The sequence below is a fragment of the Actinophytocola sp. genome, assembly GCF_009379765.1.
In the GTDB taxonomy this organism is placed as follows: Bacteria; Actinomycetota; Actinomycetes; order Mycobacteriales; family Pseudonocardiaceae; genus Actinophytocola.
Map to the genome: position 1 here is coordinate 41499 of NZ_WHTD01000020.1, position 15392 is coordinate 56890.

Consider the following 15392-nt stretch of genomic DNA (forward strand, 5'->3'; position numbering starts at 1 on the left):
CTCCCAGAACCACACGGCACCGCGGGTGAGCTCCCTCCCACAGGAGTCACCGCGCGTGCCGCGTACATCCCACCATCAACCCGGGTCGCGCGCCCTCTCATCCCGCATTTACAGCTGCCAGCGCATCCCGCAGGCTCTCCGCGAGCGCCAGCGGATCGTGTCGCTCCCGAGCCTTGGCGGACGCCACCCCGTCCAGCCGCATGCTCGCCCCGAGCGACTCCGCCGCCCGCCGCAAGCGGTCGGGCGTGGCCACCGAGTCGGCGTCGGCGATCACCGCGTCGACCCGGAGGCGGGGTGCGTGCTCGCAGAGTACGTCCAGGTGCTGCTCCGGGGAGAATCCGGCGGTCTCCCCCGGTTGGGGGACCAGGTTCAGCACCACGATCCGGGCGGCCGTGGTGTCGATCAGCGCCTCGTGCAGCTCGGGCACCAGCAGGTGCGGCAGCACGCTGGTGAACCACGAGCCGGGGCCCAGCAGCACCACGTCCGCGTCGAGCACGGCGCGCACCGCGGCCGGGCACGCGGTGGGCACCGAGTCCGGCATACCCGCCGTGTACAGACGAATCCGCCGGACCTGGCCCGGCGTGGTGGCGACCGCGACCTGGCCGCGGATGCGCCGCACGGCGGTGGTGTCCTCGTCGAGCCCGACCACGTCGGCCTCGATGTCCAGCGGCTCGGTGCACATCGGCAGCACCCGCCCGCGCACGCCCAGCAGCCGGGCGGCCTCGTCCAGCGCGGTCACCGGATCGGGTAGGACCTCGAGCAGTCCGGCGAGCACGAGGTTGCCCACGGCGTGCCCGGCGAGCGCCCCGGTTCCCCCGAACCGGTGCTGGAACACCTCGCGCCACAACGAGCTCGCCTCGTCCTCACCGGCGAGCGCGGCCAACGCCTTGCGCAGGTCCCCGGGAGGCAGCAGGCCGAGCTCGCGGCGCAGCCTGCCCGACGAGCCGCCGTCGTCGGCGACCGTGACCACCGCGGTCACGTCGTCGGTGATGCGGCGTAGCGCGCTCAGCGTCGCGTGCAACCCCTGCCCGCCGCCGAGCGCGACAGCCCGCACGCGTCACTCCCTTCCCAGGTCGCGGTGCACGACCTTGACTGCCATCCGGTCCTCGTCGGCGAGGCGGCGGGACAGTTCCTCGGAGATGGTGACGCTGCGGTGCTTGCCGCCGGTGCAGCCGATGGCGAGGGTGAGGTACCGCTTGCCCTCCCGCCGGTAGCCGGCGCCGATGAGCCGCAGCAGCTCGTGGTAGCGGTCGAGGAACTCCTCGGCGCCTTCCTGGGTGAGCACGTAGTTGCGCACGTCGGCGTCGCGGCCGGTGAGGTCCTTGAGCTCGGGGATCCAGAACGGGTTCGGCAGGAACCGGACGTCCATCACCAGGTCGGCGTCCATCGGGATGCCGTACTTGTAGCCGAAGGACAGCACGGTGACCCGGGTCGTGGTGCTGGCCTCGGTGCCGAACGTGTCCTCGATCTTGGCGCGCAGCTGGTGCACGGACAGCGTGCTGGTGTCGAGCACGAGGTCGGCGTCCGAGCGCAGCGGGCCGAGCAGGTCGCGCTCGGCCTTGATGCCGTCGATGAGCCGGCCGTCTCCCTGCAGCGGGTGGCCGCGGCGGACCTGCTCGAACCGGCGGATCAGCACCTCGTCGGTGGCCTCGAGGAACAGCACCCGCGGCTTGTACCCGCTGGCGTCGAGGTCGCGGATGATCGACGCCAGGTCCTCGGTGAACGCGCGGCTGCGCACGTCCATCACGACCGCCACCTTGGTGACCGCGCCCTGCGCCTTGGCGCCGAGCTCGACCATGGTGGAGATGAGCTCGGGCGGCAGGTTGTCGACCACGAACCAGCCGAGGTCCTCCAGGCACTTGGCGGCGGTACTGCGGCCGGCGCCGGACAGCCCGGTCACCACGGCCACCTCCACACCCTGCGCGTGGTCCTCCGGAGTCTCCGTCACGACGTACTCCTCTTCTCCTGTGTCTCACCTGGTGCATCGCCGGCGAGCGCGATGTGTACCAGTGCGGCGGTGTGCGCGCCGATTCCCGATACCCCGCTGATGTCGTCGATACTCGCCTGGCGCAACCGTTTGAGCGAACCGAAGTGCTTGAGCAGAGCGGACCTGCGGCTCTGGCCCAGGCCCGGGATGCCGTCCAGGGCCGAGGTGGTCATCCGCTTGGACCGCTTGCTGCGGTGGTAGGCGATGGCGAACCGGTGCGCCTCGTCGCGCACCCGCTGCAGCAGGTAGAGCGCCTCGCTGGTGCGGGAGAGGATGGTGGGCTCTGGGTCGGCCGGCAGCCACACCTCCTCCAGCCGCTTGGCCAGGCCGATGACCGCGACGCCGGTGACGCCCAGCTGGGCGAGCACGTCGGCGGCCGCGTTGGCCTGCGGGCCCGCGCCGTCGACCACGAGCAGGTTGGGCGGGTAGGCGAACTTCTTGGGCCGTCCCGTCTCGGGGTCTATGCCGGGGGTCGGGTCCTGGGGCTCGCCCCCGTTCGTCTCCGCCAGGTAGCGCGCGAACCGGCGCCGGACCACCTCGGCGATCGACGCGACGTCGCCCTCGGTGGCCGCCTCGCGCAGCGCGAACCGGCGGTACTCGGACCTGCGCGCGAGCCCGTCCTCGAACACCACGAGCGAGGCCACGACGTCGCTGCCCTGGATGTGGCTGATGTCGATGCACTCGATGCGCAGCGGCGCGGAGTCGAGGCCGAGCGCGTCCTGCAGCTCCTGCAGCGCGGCCGAGCGGGCCGTGAGGTCGCCGGCGCGGCGCAGCTTGTGCTGGGCGAACGCCTCCTTGGCGTTGCGCTCGACGGTGTCCATGAGCGCGCGCTTGTCGCCGCGCTGGGGAACCCGGAGCTGCACCCGCGAGCCGCGCAGGCCCGTGAGCCACGCGGTGACCGCGTCGGTGTCCTCGGGCAGCGCCGGGACCAGCAGCTCGCGCGGCACCGGGCTGCTGTCGCCCTCCCCGTCCATATCGCCGGCCAGCTCGGCCTGGTCGCCGTAGAACTGCGAGACGAACTGGTCGACCAGGCCCGCCTCGTCGATCTCGTCGATCTTGTCGATGACCCAGCCGCGCTGGCCGCGGACCCGGCCGCCGCGCACGTGGAACACCTGGACGGCGGCCTCGAGGTCGTCGTGGGCGAAGGCGACGACGTCGGCGTCGGTGCCGTCGCCGAGGACCACGGCCTGCTTCTCCATGGCCCGGCGCAGGGCGGACAGGTCGTCCCGGAGGCGGGCGGCGCGCTCGAACTCCAGCTCGCCGGAGGCCGCGTTCATCTCCTTCTCCAACCGGCGCATCATCGCGTCGGTGCGGCCGGCAAGAAAGTCGCAGAAGTCCTCGACGATGTCGCGGTGCTCCTCGGCGCTGACCCGGTCGACGCAGGGGGCGGAGCACTTGCCGATGTAGCCGAGCAGGCACGGCCGGCCGATCTGGCCGTGCCGCTTGAAGACCCCGCCCGAGCAGGTGCGGGCCGGGAACACACGGAGCAGCAGGTCGAGGGTCTCCCGGATGGCCCACGCGTGCGCGTAGGGCCCGAAGTAGCGGACCCCTTTCCTGCGCGGCCCCCGGTAGACGTGCAGGCGCGGGTACTCCTCGTTCAGCGTGACGGCGAGGACCGGGTAGGACTTGTCGTCCCGGTACCGCACGTTGAACCGCGGGTCGAACTCCTTGATCCAGTTGTACTCGAGCTGGAGCGCCTCGACCTCGGTGGAGACCACGGTCCACTCGACCGCGCCGGCCGTGGTGACCATCTGGCGGGTGCGCGGGTGGAGCAGGGAGAGGTCGGCGAAGTAGGAGTTGAGCCTGCTCCGGAGCGACTTCGCCTTGCCGACGTAGATGACCCGACTACCGGGATCACGAAACTTGTAGACCCCTGGAGCGTCCGGAATCGTGCCCGGCGACGGCCGATATGTCGACGGATCTGCCACGCCACCCAGCCTACGGCCGACCCCCGACAGTGCCGGACAGCCCCGCGAGGAACCCCTGCCACGAGGGGGTGGATAGGGTCAGCACCGGCCCGGCCGTGTTCTTGGAGTCCCGCACCGCCGCCCCGGCCTGGTCGAGCGCCACCTCGACGCAGTCGCTCTGTTGGCTGAAGCTGCTCCTCCGCCAGAACGTCACCTCGACGCAGTCGGCCTGGTTACTAAAGCTGCTCTTCCTCCAGGCAGTAAATTCCGCCATTCCGCTCGTGACTCCCTCGGTCGTGCTCGTCAGCCAGCGCGGCTGCGAACTCCCGAGATTGTCCCTCACCCATCGCGATGGCATCGAGCTCCGGGAGCAGCTCGCGATACTGGTCCACATAGTCGCGGTCTTCGAGGAAGAAACCCGTAGCGATGCCATCCAGGTAGACCAGCGGCTGGTGGTCCCGGAACTCAAACAGTCGGAACGGGCCGCCGAGGATCGCCTGCTCCCCCGCCGAGGCGGGCACCACCCGAAGCATCACGTGGGGAAGGTTCGACATCAGCACCAGATGCAGGAGTTGCTCCTGCATGATCGCCGCGCTACCAACCCGCAGCCGCAGCGCTTGCTCGTGCACGAAGAAGGCGAACGGCCGCCGTTGTGGACGGTGCAATACCTGCTGGCGATCCATTCGAACCTGAACCATGGCCGCCGCCTCGGCTGCCTCGCTCGGCGCTCGGGCGAGCCAAACCCGGGCATAGTCGGCCGTCTGCAGCAGGCCCGGCATGTACAACGGCTCGTAGGTGACCGACCGATCGGCCGTCGCCTCGTGGAAGATCAACGAGCTTCCACTCTCGGCCAGCCACTTGCTGTGGCCGTCCAGCCAGTGGCCGAGCTTGCGTTGGGCGGTCTCGCAGAGCGCCAACATCTCCTTGGCCTCGGGCGCCCAGACCTGGCAGGCCCCGAGGTAGTGCAAGACATCCACCGGGCTCAGGCCGATGTGGCCCGACTCCACCCGGGAGACCTTCGACTTGTCCCAGCCCGTGTAGTTCGCTATCGCCGCGCCGGACATGCCGGCTGCCTCGCGCCGCTTCCGCAGCTCCGCGCCGAGCTCGCGGTTGCACGCGGCGGCTTTGTCTCGTCCCATGTGAACAACGCTAGATGTGTTGGGGGACAACACCTTGCACGACACGAACGATTCCACCCCATCGGATCAGAACCGTTCGCGCCATGCCGGGTGCGCAACGCGAAGGGCTCAGACCGCGTGCAGGTTGCCGTCCGCACCGGCCACGCACGCAGCCGACCCGCTGCCCGAGCCCACGAACTCCGAGACGCAGCGGCCGAGCTGCTCGTGGCCGCGAGCGTTGGGGTGGAAGGACTGCTGCGCCATGTGGATCCCGATGGCGTCGAGCCCACCCGTGACCCAGGCCCACGGATCCACCGTGATGCGGTTCTGCCACTCGGTGGAGGAGTCCCCGTAACCGCTGCAGGCCTCGCGGTTCTCGGTCGCCCGGGAGAAGTCCAGGAACTTCACGCCGGTCCGGGTCGCCACGCCGCGCAGCGCCTCGGAGAACTGCGGCACCGCGACCGTCCGGCCGAACTTCGCGTCGGCGAGCTTGAACGGGCAGCCCTGCGGGCCGTGCAAGAACTCGTCCATCTTCTCGGTGAGCGGCGAGGCGTACGAGGTGAGCACGAAGTTGTAGTCCGACTCGGCGTAACCCGCCTGGCTCATGGCCGACTTGACGTCCGCGATCGCCGTCTCGACCTTGGGCGCCATCGCGGCGAGCCGCTGCGGCCACTCGGTGGCCAGCCGCCCGCGGCAGCCGGAGCCGAACGGGTTGAACCACTCGGCGATGCAGTCGAGCATCGTGTCCGCGAACTGGGGATCGTCGTTGGCGCCGATCTGGACGATCACCGTGGTGACCCGGTACTGCTGGGCGACGTCGATGAGCCGGCGGGCCTGGCTGCCCTCGGTGTAGTGGGTGGTGTCAGCGAGCGACACGTTGGCCGAGTCCGCACCCGAGCAGGCGAGGTTGATCGTGGCGTCGGCCACCGCGGTGCGGTGCACCAGGGCGTTCGCCGAGCGGTGGCACCAGTTTCCGTTCTCGCCGTTGGTGCCCGACTCGTAGCTGCCGGCGCCCTCGCCGGAGATCGCGCTGTCGCCGAGCGACACGATCGCGGTCGGCCGGTCGTCGGTCGCCTCCTCCGCGCTGGCCGAGGGGACGGCCATCGCCAACCCGCCCACCAGCAGCGCGCCCAACGCCACCCCGAAGATTCGTACGCCCGCTGATCGCATGGCCTTCTCCCCGAGCACACGGCGGAAACCGCCTCGTTGAATGGATGACGAAAATCACCCTAACCAGGCGGTAACATGTGAGGCTATAACCCGAACGGCCCTCATCTTTGAGCGTTCGGCTCACCTCGGAAGGCGGTCAGGTCAGGATGATCGTGTCGCCCTCCACCGTGGCCGTGAGCTTGCCGAGCGGCTGCGTTGCCGGGCCCTTCACGGCTTCGCCGGTCTCGGCGTTGAACTGGCTGCCGTGGTTCGGGCACGTGGACACGCCGTTCTCCGGCGCCGCGATGATCGTGCCCATGTGGGTGCAGGACGCGTTGTACGCCTTGACCTCCTGGCCGTTGCGGACGACCAGCGCCTTGCCGCCGGCCGGGTTGTCGACGATGAGCCCGCTGCCGTCGGGGATGTCGGACAGGGCCACGTCGACGGAACCGCCGCCACCGCCGGTCGGGTCGCCGGCGGCCGAGTCGTCACCGCAGGCCGCGACCAGAGCGCCGGGCGCGACGACGGCGACGACCAGTCCGCACAGCATGTCGCGGCGGGATCGACCTTGGGGAGCCTTGCTCGGGGTGGGTGTGGTGGGTTCAACGGCAGTCAAACCGGAGCCTCCTCGATCTCTCGGGCAGGACAGTCAACGCGGTGACCTACGCGCCCGGCCGCTGAACGGTTCAGTCCGAACCGGACACTCACAGGGCGAGATGGGTGCGTAGCGCGCCGTCCAACCGGAGCAACGTCTCGGCCGGGAGACTACCCATCCGCTTGCGGACCCGGTCGGTCGCCACCGTCCTGACCTGCTCGGCCTGTGCCTTCGAGTCGGCGGCAAGACCGCAGTCCACGGCCCGCAGCAGCACCTGGAACGGGTACACCCGGCCGACGTTCGATGTGATCGGAACCACGGTGACCACGCCCCGCCCGGTGCGCCGCGCGGCCCGGTTGGCGGCGTCGTTGGACACGATCACCGCGGGGCGGGTCTTGTCGGCCTCCGAGCCACGCACGGGGTCGAGGTCGACCCAGAAGACGTCACCGCGCCTCATCGGTTGTCGTCGAGCCCATCCGCGACGGCCCGGTCCCACGCCGCGGTCTCGGCCTTGTCGACCTCGTCGAAGGCGGCGGCGTACTCGTCCTCCAGCTCGGCGGCCCGCAGCAACGCGATGGCACGCTGGATGGCCGACGAGCGCGACGGCTCACCGGTGCGCTCGACGAACTCGTCGACGAACGCCACGTCCTCCGCGGGCAGGCTCACACTGAGCTTCATACTCCCGATGCTACCCGGGGTGCTACCCGTCCGACTGCTTCTCCGCGTCGGCGCCGGCCTCGCGCCGAACGCGGCGCAGCTCGCGCATCGCGGTGACCGCACGCTCGCCGTCGATCGCCTGGATCGCCAGGACCGGGACGTACTCGTCGTCGGGGAGCTCCAGGCGGGCCCACGGGGAGCCGTCCGGGAAGCTCACCTGCTCGACCTCCGACCACGGGAACCGGCGCGCGCCCAGCATGTTGCGCACCTCGACGCCCTCGCGGTCGGCGCGGACCCGCGGGCGGGTGAACCACAAGGCGCCCAGCGCCAGCATGATCCCGATGCCGACCATCGCGATCTGGTCGGACAGCCGGAAGTTCGCGCCCGTGTCGGTCTCCCGCATGAACACGCCGGCCACGGTGAACGCCGCGAACAGCACCACCGCGCCGAGTCCGGCGAACAGCCGCACCTTGCGCGGGCGAACCACAATGCTCACGACGCCCCCTCGCAAGCTCGGTCGCGCCGCTCGCGGTCGCCCTGTGACATCGGCTCGCTCGCAAGCTCGCTCACTTGAACCCCCGGTCGGTCCAGGGCTGGCGCAGCCCGCGCACCACCATCGCGGTGTCCAGGGCCGCCACGCACGCCTCGAAGCCCTTGTCCTCGGTGGACTCCGGGAGCCCGCACCGGTCGAGCGCCTGCTCCTCGGTGTTGACCGTCAGCACGCCGTTGCCGACGGGTGTCGACTCGTCGAGCGCGACCCGGGTGAGCCCGGCGGTGACCGCGTCGCACACGTACTCGAAGTGCGGGGTGCCGCCGCGGATGACGACCCCGAGCGCCACGACCGCCTCGTGGTTCCTGGCCAGCGCCTGGCAGACCACGGGGAGTTCGACCGCGCCCGGCACCCGCACGACCGTCGGCTCGTCGATGCCCGCCTTCCGCGCCGCCTCGAGAGCGCGCTCGAGCAGGGTGTCGGTGATGCGGGGGTGCCAGCGGGTCGCCGCGATGGCGAGCCGGATGCCCTCGCACTCCGGGACGTCGACGTCCGGCCGACCCTCACCGCTCATGGCATCCCCTCGCAAGCTCGCTCATGGCATCTCCTCGCAGGCTCGGTGATGCCACAGCGTCGATGATTCGCTCGCAAGCTCGCTCACGCCTGCTCCACGCCCTCGATCATGTCGAGGTCGCCCAGCTCGTGGCCCATCCGGTCGCGCTTGGTGCGCAGGTACCGCAGGTTCTCCGCGTTCGGCCGGATCGGCAGCGCCACCCGGCCGACGATGGCGAGCCCGTAGCCGTCCAGGCCGACCCGCTTGGCCGGGTTGTTGGTGAGCAGCCGCATCGACTTCACGCCGAGGTCGACGAGGATCTGCGCGCCCTGGCCGTAGTCGCGGGCGTCGGCCGGCACGCCGAGCGCGAGGTTGGCGTCGACCGTGTCGTGGCCGTCGTCCTGCAGCTGGTAGGCCTGCAGCTTGTGCATGAGGCCGATGCCGCGGCCCTCGTGCCCGCGCATGTAGAGCACGATGCCCCGGCCCTCGGCGGCGACCGCCTCCAGCGCGGCGTCCAGCTGCGGGCCGCAGTCGCAGCGCAGCGAGCCGAACACATCGCCGGTGAGGCACTCGGAGTGCACCCGGACCAGCACGTTCTCCCCGTCGGCGAGGTCGCCGTAGACGAGCGCGATGTGCTCGATGCCGTCCAGCTTGGAGTCGTAGCCGACCGCGCGGAACGTGCCGTGCGCGGTGGGGATCCGGGCCTCGGCGACCCGGACGATCTGGGTCTCGTGCCGGCGCCGGTAGTCGATCAGGTCGGCGATGGAGATGATCGTGAGGTCGTGCTCGGCCGCGAACACCTCGAGCTCGTCGCGGCGGGCCATGTCGCCCTCGTCCTTCTGGGACACGATCTCGCACAGCACGCCGGCCGGCCGCAGCCCCGCCATCACCGCGAGGTCGATGGCCGCCTCGGTGTGTCCCGGCCGGCGCAGCACGCCGCCTTCCTTGGCACGCAACGGAACCACGTGACCGGGACGGGTGAAGTCCTCGGCGGTGGCCTTCTCGTCGGCGAGGCTGCGGATGGTGTGCGCCCGGTCGGCGGCCGAGATGCCGGTGCTCACGCCGTCCTTGGCGTCGACGGTGACCGTGTAGGCGGTGCCCCGGATGTCCTGGTTGGTGTGGAACATCGGCGGGAGGTCGAGCCGGTCGCAGTCGGCCTCGGTGAGCGGCACGCAGATGTAGCCGGAGGTGTAGCGGACCATGAACGCGAGCAGCTCCGGCGTGGCCTTCTCCGCCGCGAAGATGAGGTCGCCCTCGTTCTCCCGGTCCTCGTCGTCGACGACGATCACCGGCCGCCCGGCCTTGATGTCGGCGACCGCCTGCTCGACACCCTTGATGTCGCTCACGACGCCCCCTCGCAGGCCCGGTGCCGCCGCTCGCGGTCGCCCTGTGGCACTGACTCGCTCGCAAGCTCGCTCATGACTCCCCCTCGCAGGCTCGGTCGAGCCGCTCGCGGTCGCCCTGTGTTGATGATTCGCTCGCAAGCTCGCTCATGATGACTCCCGCTCGCTGGTGCGTCCATTGTGCTCCGCGAGGGCGCGGGTGGCCGGCAAGTGTGGCGCGGTCAACCTCTCGACGTACTTGGCCACGACGTCGACCTCGAGGTTCACCCGGTCCCCCGGCTGCCGCATGCCGAGCGTGGTGGCCCGGAGCGTCTCGGGGATGAGGCTCACCGAGAACTCGTCATCGGTGACCTCGACCACGGTGAGGGACACCCCGTCGACCGTGATCGAGCCCTTCTCGACGAGGTAGCGGGCGAGGTGGCCGGGCAGCGCGATGCGGACGAGGTCCCAGTGCGCGGACGGCTGCCGGGCCAGGATCACGCCGGTGCCGTCGACGTGGCCCTGCACGATGTGGCCGCCGAACCGCTTGCCGACCTCGGCGGCGCGCTCGAGGTTGACCGGGTCGCCCGCGGCGATCTTGTCGAGGCTGCTGCGCACGAGCGTCTCGCGCATGACGTCCGCGGTGAACGCGCCGCCGGACACCTCGACGACGGTCAGGCACACGCCGTTGACCGCGATCGAGTCGCCGATCCTGGCGTCGCTGGTGACCAGCGGGCCGGCCACGGTGAGCCGCGCCGCGTCCGGCAGGTCCCGCACGGCGACGACCTCGCCGCGCTCCTCCACGATCCCCGTGAACACTCAGGCCTCCCTTGTCGCCCTTGCCCGCAGTTCTTCGACGGCTCGGGCCGGGTCGTCCGCACCGAAGACGGCCGAGCCGGCCACGAAGCAGTCCACGCCCGCCTCCGCCGCCTCCTCGATGGTGTCCGCGTTGATCCCGCCGTCGATCTCGATGAGGATGTTCAGCTCGTGCCTGCGCGCGACCCGCACCTTCTCGAGGACGTCCGGGATGAACTCCTGGCCGCCGAAACCGGGCTCCACCGACATCACCAGCAACGTGTCGAAGTGATCCAGCAATTCCACGTACGGCTCGAGCGGGGTGTTCGGCTTGACCGAGAGCCCGGCGTTGGCGCCAGCCGCCCGCAGGTCCTTGGCGATCTTCACCGGGTCGTGGGCGGCCTCGACGTGGACGGTGACGTTGTGCACACCCGCCTCCGCGTAGTCGATCGCCCAGCGGTCCGGGTCGTCGATCATCAGGTGGCAGTCGAGCGGGATGTCGGTGGACCTCAGCAGGGCCCGCACGACGGGCAGGCCGATGGTGAGGTTGGGGACGAAGTGCCCGTCCATGACGTCCACGTGCAGCCAGTCCGCCCCGCGCACGGCGTCGGTCGCCTCGGCCAGGCGAGCGAAGTCGGCGGCCAGGATGCTGGGCGCGATCATCGGTATTCCGGACACGGTTGGAGCTTATTCCCCGGCCGGCCGCCTGCCGATTCGCGTCGTGCGCACCTCGCCCACGCCGCGAGTCCCCCACTCACGACCCGCGAGTCCCCAGCCCCAACCGCGGACTCACCGAACCGGAACGGGGGACTCGCGGGTCCTGAGCGTTGGACTCGCGGGTCCTGGGGGTTGGACTCGCGGGTCCTGGGGGTCAGCGGTACTGGTCGAAGGCGGCGATGATCTCGGGCTTCTCGGCGTTGGACGCGAGGAGGAGCTGGAGCAGGACGCGGGCCTTCGCCGGGTCGAGGAAGCCGGAGTGGATCAGGCCACGCTCGAGCAGGTCGCGTTCCGAGCCCGGGTAGCCGTAGGTCTGGCGCAGCACCGAGCCGGAGCCGGTCCTGGTGGAGAGCACGACCGGGACGCGGGCGGCGAGCTCGGCGACGAGCGGGACGATCGCGGCCGGGACGTGGCCCGCGCCGAGACCGGCGATCACCAGGCCGTCGAACGCCGGCGGATCCATGCCGGCCAGGCGCAGCAGGGTGCCGTCGTCGCCGAGCGCCATGGTGACCATGCCGACGCGGCGCTCGACCACCCTCGGGTCGGCCGGCAGCGTGAGCCCGACCCGGGCGGCGCCACGGATCCGCGGGTCGCCCTCCACCACCAGGCCGAGCGGGCCGAAGCCGGGCGAGACGAACGCGCCGGTGCTGGAGGTGTGGCTCTTGCGGACGAACCGCGCGCCGTGCACCTCGTCGGACATCACCACGAGGCAGCCGAGCCCGCGCGCGGCCGGGGCCAGCGCCACGCTGATCGCGGCGTAGAGGTTGGCCGGGCCGTCCGCGCCCGGGGCCTCGGGATGCCGCATCGCGCCGGTGACCACGACCGGCGCGTCCTCGGGCACGGTCAGGTCCAGGAAGAACGCGGTCTCCTCGATGGTGTCCGTGCCGTGCGTGATCACCACGCCGTCCGCGCCGCCCGCGATCTCCGCGCGGACCCGGTCGGACAGCTCCACCAGGTCCGCGAACCCGAGCGACGGGCTGGGCAGCGAGCGCAGCGTGGTCGCGGTGATCTTCGCGTCGAGCGTGGCGAGCCCCGGCACGGACGCGACGAGGTCGTCGGCGGCCAGCGACGGGACGATTCCGCCGGACGCGCTGGGCGCCATGGCGATGGTGCCGCCCATGCCGATGACGGCGACCTTGCTCACGTCACTTCCGCAGCAGCGCGCAGAACATCGCGTCGGTGCCGTGCCGGTGCGGCCACAGCTGCACGTACGGCCCCTTGCCGAGGTCGGGCATGTCGGGGAACGACTCGCGGGCGTCCAGCGCGGTGACCTCGGTGCGCCGAACGACGTCGGCCACCAGGCCGATCGTCTCGGCCAGGTGCGGCGAGCACACGACGTAGCCGACGACGCCGCCCGGTCGCACCAGGTCGACCGCGGTGAGCAGCAGCTCGCGCTGCAGCTTGGTCAGCTCGCCCACGTCCGACGGCTGGCGGCGCCAGCGCGACTCCGGGCGGCGGCGCAGCGAGCCGAGGCCGGTGCACGGCGCGTCCACCAGGATCCGGTCGAACGTGCCGGCCGCGAGGCCCATCGACGCGGGCTGGCGCCCGTCGCCGACGTGCACGGTGACCGGCAGACCCTCGGTGGACCGCTCGACGAGCCGCGCTCGGTGCGGTGCCTTCTCCACCGCGTCGAGGCGGCCGCCGGAGATGCCGAGCACCGCCGCGAGCAGCGCGGACTTCCCGCCAGGGCCGGCGCACAGGTCGAGCCAGCGATCGTCGGTGCCGTCGACCTCCGGGCGGGTGAGCGCGATCGCGCACAGCTGGCTGCCCTCGTCCTGCACGGACGCGAGCCGCTCACGGACGGGCTCGAGGCCCGCCGGGTCACCCGCGCCGGCCGCGAGCCGCACGCCGTAGGGCGAGTACGGCGCGACCTGGCCGCCGGTCATCGCCGCGAGCTCCTCCGCGGTGACCTCGCCGGGCCGCGCGACCAGGTGCACGGCCGGCCGCTCGTTGTCCGCGGCGAGGGCCACCTTCAGCTCGTCGCCGGTGTTGCCGAGCGAGTCGGCGAACGCGCGGACCACCCAACGCGGGTGCGCCTCGCGCATGGCGAGGTTGCCGATGGGGTCCTCTGCCGGGTCCGGTGCGAGCTGCTGGAGCCAGGTCTCCTCGTCGTGCTCGGAGACCTTGCGCAGCACGGCGTTGACGAAGCCGGTGACCCGCGAGCCCTGCTCGGCGCGGACGAGGTCGACGGTGGAGTCGACGGCGGCGTGCGCCGGGATCCGGGTGCGCAGCAGCTGGTAGCAGCCCAGCCGCAGCACGTCGAGCAGCCCGGGCTCCACTTTGGACAGCGGGCGTTCGATGCAGGCGTCGAGGATCTGGTCGAGCAGGCCGATGCAGCGGCAGGCGCCGTAGGCCAGCTCGGTGGCCAGCGCCGCGTCCCGGCCGGTGATCCGGCGCTCGCGCAACAGCTGGGGCAGCAGGAGGTTGGCGTAGGCGTCGCGGGCGCGCACCTCCCGCAGCGTGTCGAGCGCCGCCTGCCGCGCGGGATCCTCGACCGGTGGCCGGCTCGGTCCCACGCGCCGCTTGGGCGGGTGGGGCGTCCTGGGTCGGGAGAACCTCGCCGGGCGCCGTCCTTGTTGCGTCACGTCAGCCGCTCCCCTGGCTCGACCCGGGCGCCACGCGCCCAGTCGGTCGCCGCCATTCGTTTCTTGCCGGGTGCCTGTACCTCGCCGAGCGCGACCGGCGCCGTCGCGGTGCCGGCCAGCACCCGCTTGCGCTCCACCAGCAGCTCGCCAGGGGCGAGCGAGTCCGCACCGACCCGGACCACCGGGCCGAGCTTGATCCGCTCGCCGCGGAACTCCGCCCAGGCGCCCGGATCCGGCGTGACCGCGCGCACCAGGCGGTCGACGGCCACGGCCGGCGCGGTGAAGTCGACCTTCGCGTCCTCGGTGGTGACCTTCGGCGCGTACGTGATCCCGTCGGCCGGCTGCTCCTCGGCACGCAGCGTGCCGTCCGCGATGCCGTCGACGGTGGACAGCAGCAGCCCCGCGCCGGCCTCGGCGAGCCGGTCGAGCAGCGCGCCCGCGGTGTCGCCGGACCGCACGGTCTCGGTGAGCACGCCGAACACCGGGCCGGCGTCGAGCTCCTTGACGATCCGGAACGTGGTGGCGCCGGTGATCTGGTCGCCGGCCCGCACGGCTGCCTGCACCGGCGCGGCGCCGCGCCACCCGGGCAGCACGGAGAAGTGCAGGTTGACCCAGCCGTGCGCCGGCACGTCGAGGGCGACCTGGGGCAGCAGCGCGCCGTAGGCCACGACCGGGCAGCAGTCCGGGGCGATCGCGCGCAGCCGGTCGAGGAACTCGGGGTCGGATGCCTTGCGCGGGGTGAGCACCTCGATGCCGTGCTCGTCGGCCAGGGCGCCGACCGGCGAGCGGACCAGGTGCCGGCCGCGGCCCGCGGGCCCGTCCGGGCGGGTGACCACGGCGGCCACCTCGTGCCGGCCGCTCCCGATGAGCGCGCGCAACGACGGCAGCGCCACCTCGGGGGTACCGGCGAAGACCAGTCGCATCGTCAGACCGCACCGCCGAACAGTGAGTGTGGGCTCTGCTTGATGGCGGGCATCCCACCGTCGAACCAGTCGGCCTCGCGGATGGCCTTCATCGCCGCCTTGCGGGTCTCGGCGTCGAGGCGGTCGAGGAACACCACGCCGTCGAGGTGGTCGGTCTCGTGCTGCAGGCAGCGGGCCAGCATGTCGCTGCCCTCGATCTCGACCGGCTCGCCGTGCATGTTCCAGCCGCGCGCGACCACGCTGCGGTGGCGCTTGCAGTCGTAGTACATGCCCGGGATGGACAGGCAGCCCTCCTCGCCGTCCTGGACCTCCTCGTCCAGCGCGGTCCAGGTCGGGTTGACCAGGTGCCCCTCGGCGCTGTCGCAGTGGTAGGTGAACACGCGCAGGCCCACGCCGAGCTGCGGTGCGGCGAGCCCGGCACCCCCCTCGGACTCCATGGTGTCCCACAGGTCCTTGACCAGGGTGTGCAGCTCCTTGTCGAAGTCCACGACCTCCGCGGCGGCGGTGCGCAGCACCGGATCGCCGAAGAGCCGGATGGGCTGGACGGTCACGGTTCTCCAATTCGGGGGTGGGTACCGGGCGGGGGCCGCACAC

General features: G+C 71.7%; 18 protein-coding genes. All 18 read right to left on the reverse strand.

Annotation, left to right across the window (positions count from 1 at the left end):
- Nucleotides 1-97: 97 nt before the first annotated feature.
- Nucleotides 98-1054: a uridine diphosphate-N-acetylglucosamine-binding protein YvcK gene (gene yvcK, locus GEV28_RS08715; RefSeq protein WP_291410469.1), complete on the reverse strand. Its 957-nt coding sequence runs from the start codon at nt 1052-1054 to the stop codon at nt 98-100.
- A gap of 3 nt (nt 1055-1057) precedes the next feature.
- Nucleotides 1058-1948 (reverse strand): RNase adapter RapZ, encoded by an 891-nt coding sequence (gene rapZ, locus GEV28_RS08720; RefSeq protein ID WP_291410471.1) that lies wholly within the window; start codon nt 1946-1948, stop codon nt 1058-1060.
- Nucleotides 1945-3915 carry an excinuclease ABC subunit UvrC gene (gene uvrC, locus GEV28_RS08725; RefSeq protein WP_291410473.1) on the reverse strand — a complete coding sequence of 657 codons (1971 nt, stop codon included), beginning with the start codon at nt 3913-3915 and terminating at the stop codon, nt 1945-1947. Before uvrC ends, rapZ begins: the two co-directional genes overlap by 4 nt.
- 10 nt (nt 3916-3925) lie before the next feature.
- Nucleotides 3926-4108 carry a DUF397 domain-containing protein gene (locus tag GEV28_RS08730; protein WP_291410543.1) on the reverse strand — a complete coding sequence of 61 codons (183 nt, stop codon included), beginning with the start codon at nt 4106-4108 and terminating at the stop codon, nt 3926-3928.
- 22 nt (nt 4109-4130) lie between these two features.
- Complete coding sequence (locus GEV28_RS08735) at nt 4131-5033, reverse strand: helix-turn-helix transcriptional regulator (RefSeq protein ID WP_291410475.1); 903 nt, start codon at nt 5031-5033, stop codon at nt 4131-4133.
- A gap of 108 nt (nt 5034-5141) precedes the next feature.
- Nucleotides 5142-6182 (reverse strand): GDSL-type esterase/lipase family protein, encoded by a 1041-nt coding sequence (locus tag GEV28_RS08740; protein WP_291410477.1) that lies wholly within the window; start codon nt 6180-6182, stop codon nt 5142-5144.
- 136 nt (nt 6183-6318) lie between these two features.
- Nucleotides 6319-6711 (reverse strand): Rieske (2Fe-2S) protein, encoded by a 393-nt coding sequence (locus GEV28_RS08745; protein WP_291410479.1) that lies wholly within the window; start codon nt 6709-6711, stop codon nt 6319-6321.
- A 154-nt stretch (nt 6712-6865) separates the two neighbouring features.
- A complete protein-coding gene (locus tag GEV28_RS08750) occupies nt 6866-7213 on the reverse strand; it encodes a type II toxin-antitoxin system PemK/MazF family toxin (protein WP_291410481.1) in 348 nt (115 codons plus the stop codon).
- Nucleotides 7210-7434 carry a ribbon-helix-helix domain-containing protein gene (locus tag GEV28_RS08755; protein WP_291410483.1) on the reverse strand — a complete coding sequence of 75 codons (225 nt, stop codon included), beginning with the start codon at nt 7432-7434 and terminating at the stop codon, nt 7210-7212. The genes GEV28_RS08750 and GEV28_RS08755 overlap by 4 nt, the downstream gene beginning before the upstream one ends.
- A 22-nt stretch (nt 7435-7456) precedes the next feature.
- Nucleotides 7457-7909, reverse strand: coding sequence for a PH domain-containing protein (locus tag GEV28_RS08760; RefSeq protein ID WP_291410486.1), 453 nt, complete (start codon nt 7907-7909; stop codon nt 7457-7459).
- A gap of 70 nt (nt 7910-7979) precedes the next feature.
- Nucleotides 7980-8477, reverse strand: a complete 498-nt coding sequence (gene ribH, locus GEV28_RS08765; RefSeq protein ID WP_291410488.1) for a 6,7-dimethyl-8-ribityllumazine synthase — start codon at nt 8475-8477, stop codon at nt 7980-7982.
- An 83-nt stretch (nt 8478-8560) separates the two neighbouring features.
- A complete protein-coding gene (locus GEV28_RS08770) occupies nt 8561-9802 on the reverse strand; it encodes a bifunctional 3,4-dihydroxy-2-butanone-4-phosphate synthase/GTP cyclohydrolase II (RefSeq protein ID WP_291410490.1) in 1242 nt (413 codons plus the stop codon).
- Between the two features lie 144 nt (nt 9803-9946).
- Entirely contained in the window at nt 9947-10597 is a 651-nt protein-coding gene (locus GEV28_RS08775; RefSeq protein WP_291410492.1) for a riboflavin synthase, read from the reverse strand.
- Complete coding sequence (gene rpe, locus GEV28_RS08780) at nt 10598-11236, reverse strand: ribulose-phosphate 3-epimerase (protein WP_291410545.1); 639 nt, start codon at nt 11234-11236, stop codon at nt 10598-10600.
- 208 nt (nt 11237-11444) lie between these two features.
- Nucleotides 11445-12434, reverse strand: a complete 990-nt coding sequence (locus GEV28_RS08785; RefSeq protein WP_291410494.1) for an asparaginase — start codon at nt 12432-12434, stop codon at nt 11445-11447.
- 1 nt (nt 12435) lies between these two features.
- Complete coding sequence (locus GEV28_RS08790) at nt 12436-13875, reverse strand: transcription antitermination factor NusB (protein ID WP_291410496.1); 1440 nt, start codon at nt 13873-13875, stop codon at nt 12436-12438.
- On the reverse strand, nt 13872-14798 hold the full coding sequence (gene fmt, locus GEV28_RS08795; RefSeq protein ID WP_291410498.1) for a methionyl-tRNA formyltransferase: 927 nt from the start codon (nt 14796-14798) through the stop codon (nt 13872-13874). Before fmt ends, GEV28_RS08790 begins: the two co-directional genes overlap by 4 nt.
- Before the next feature lie 2 nt (nt 14799-14800).
- Nucleotides 14801-15349 (reverse strand): peptide deformylase, encoded by a 549-nt coding sequence (gene def / locus GEV28_RS08800; RefSeq protein ID WP_291410500.1) that lies wholly within the window; start codon nt 15347-15349, stop codon nt 14801-14803.
- Nucleotides 15350-15392: the final 43 nt, after the last annotated feature.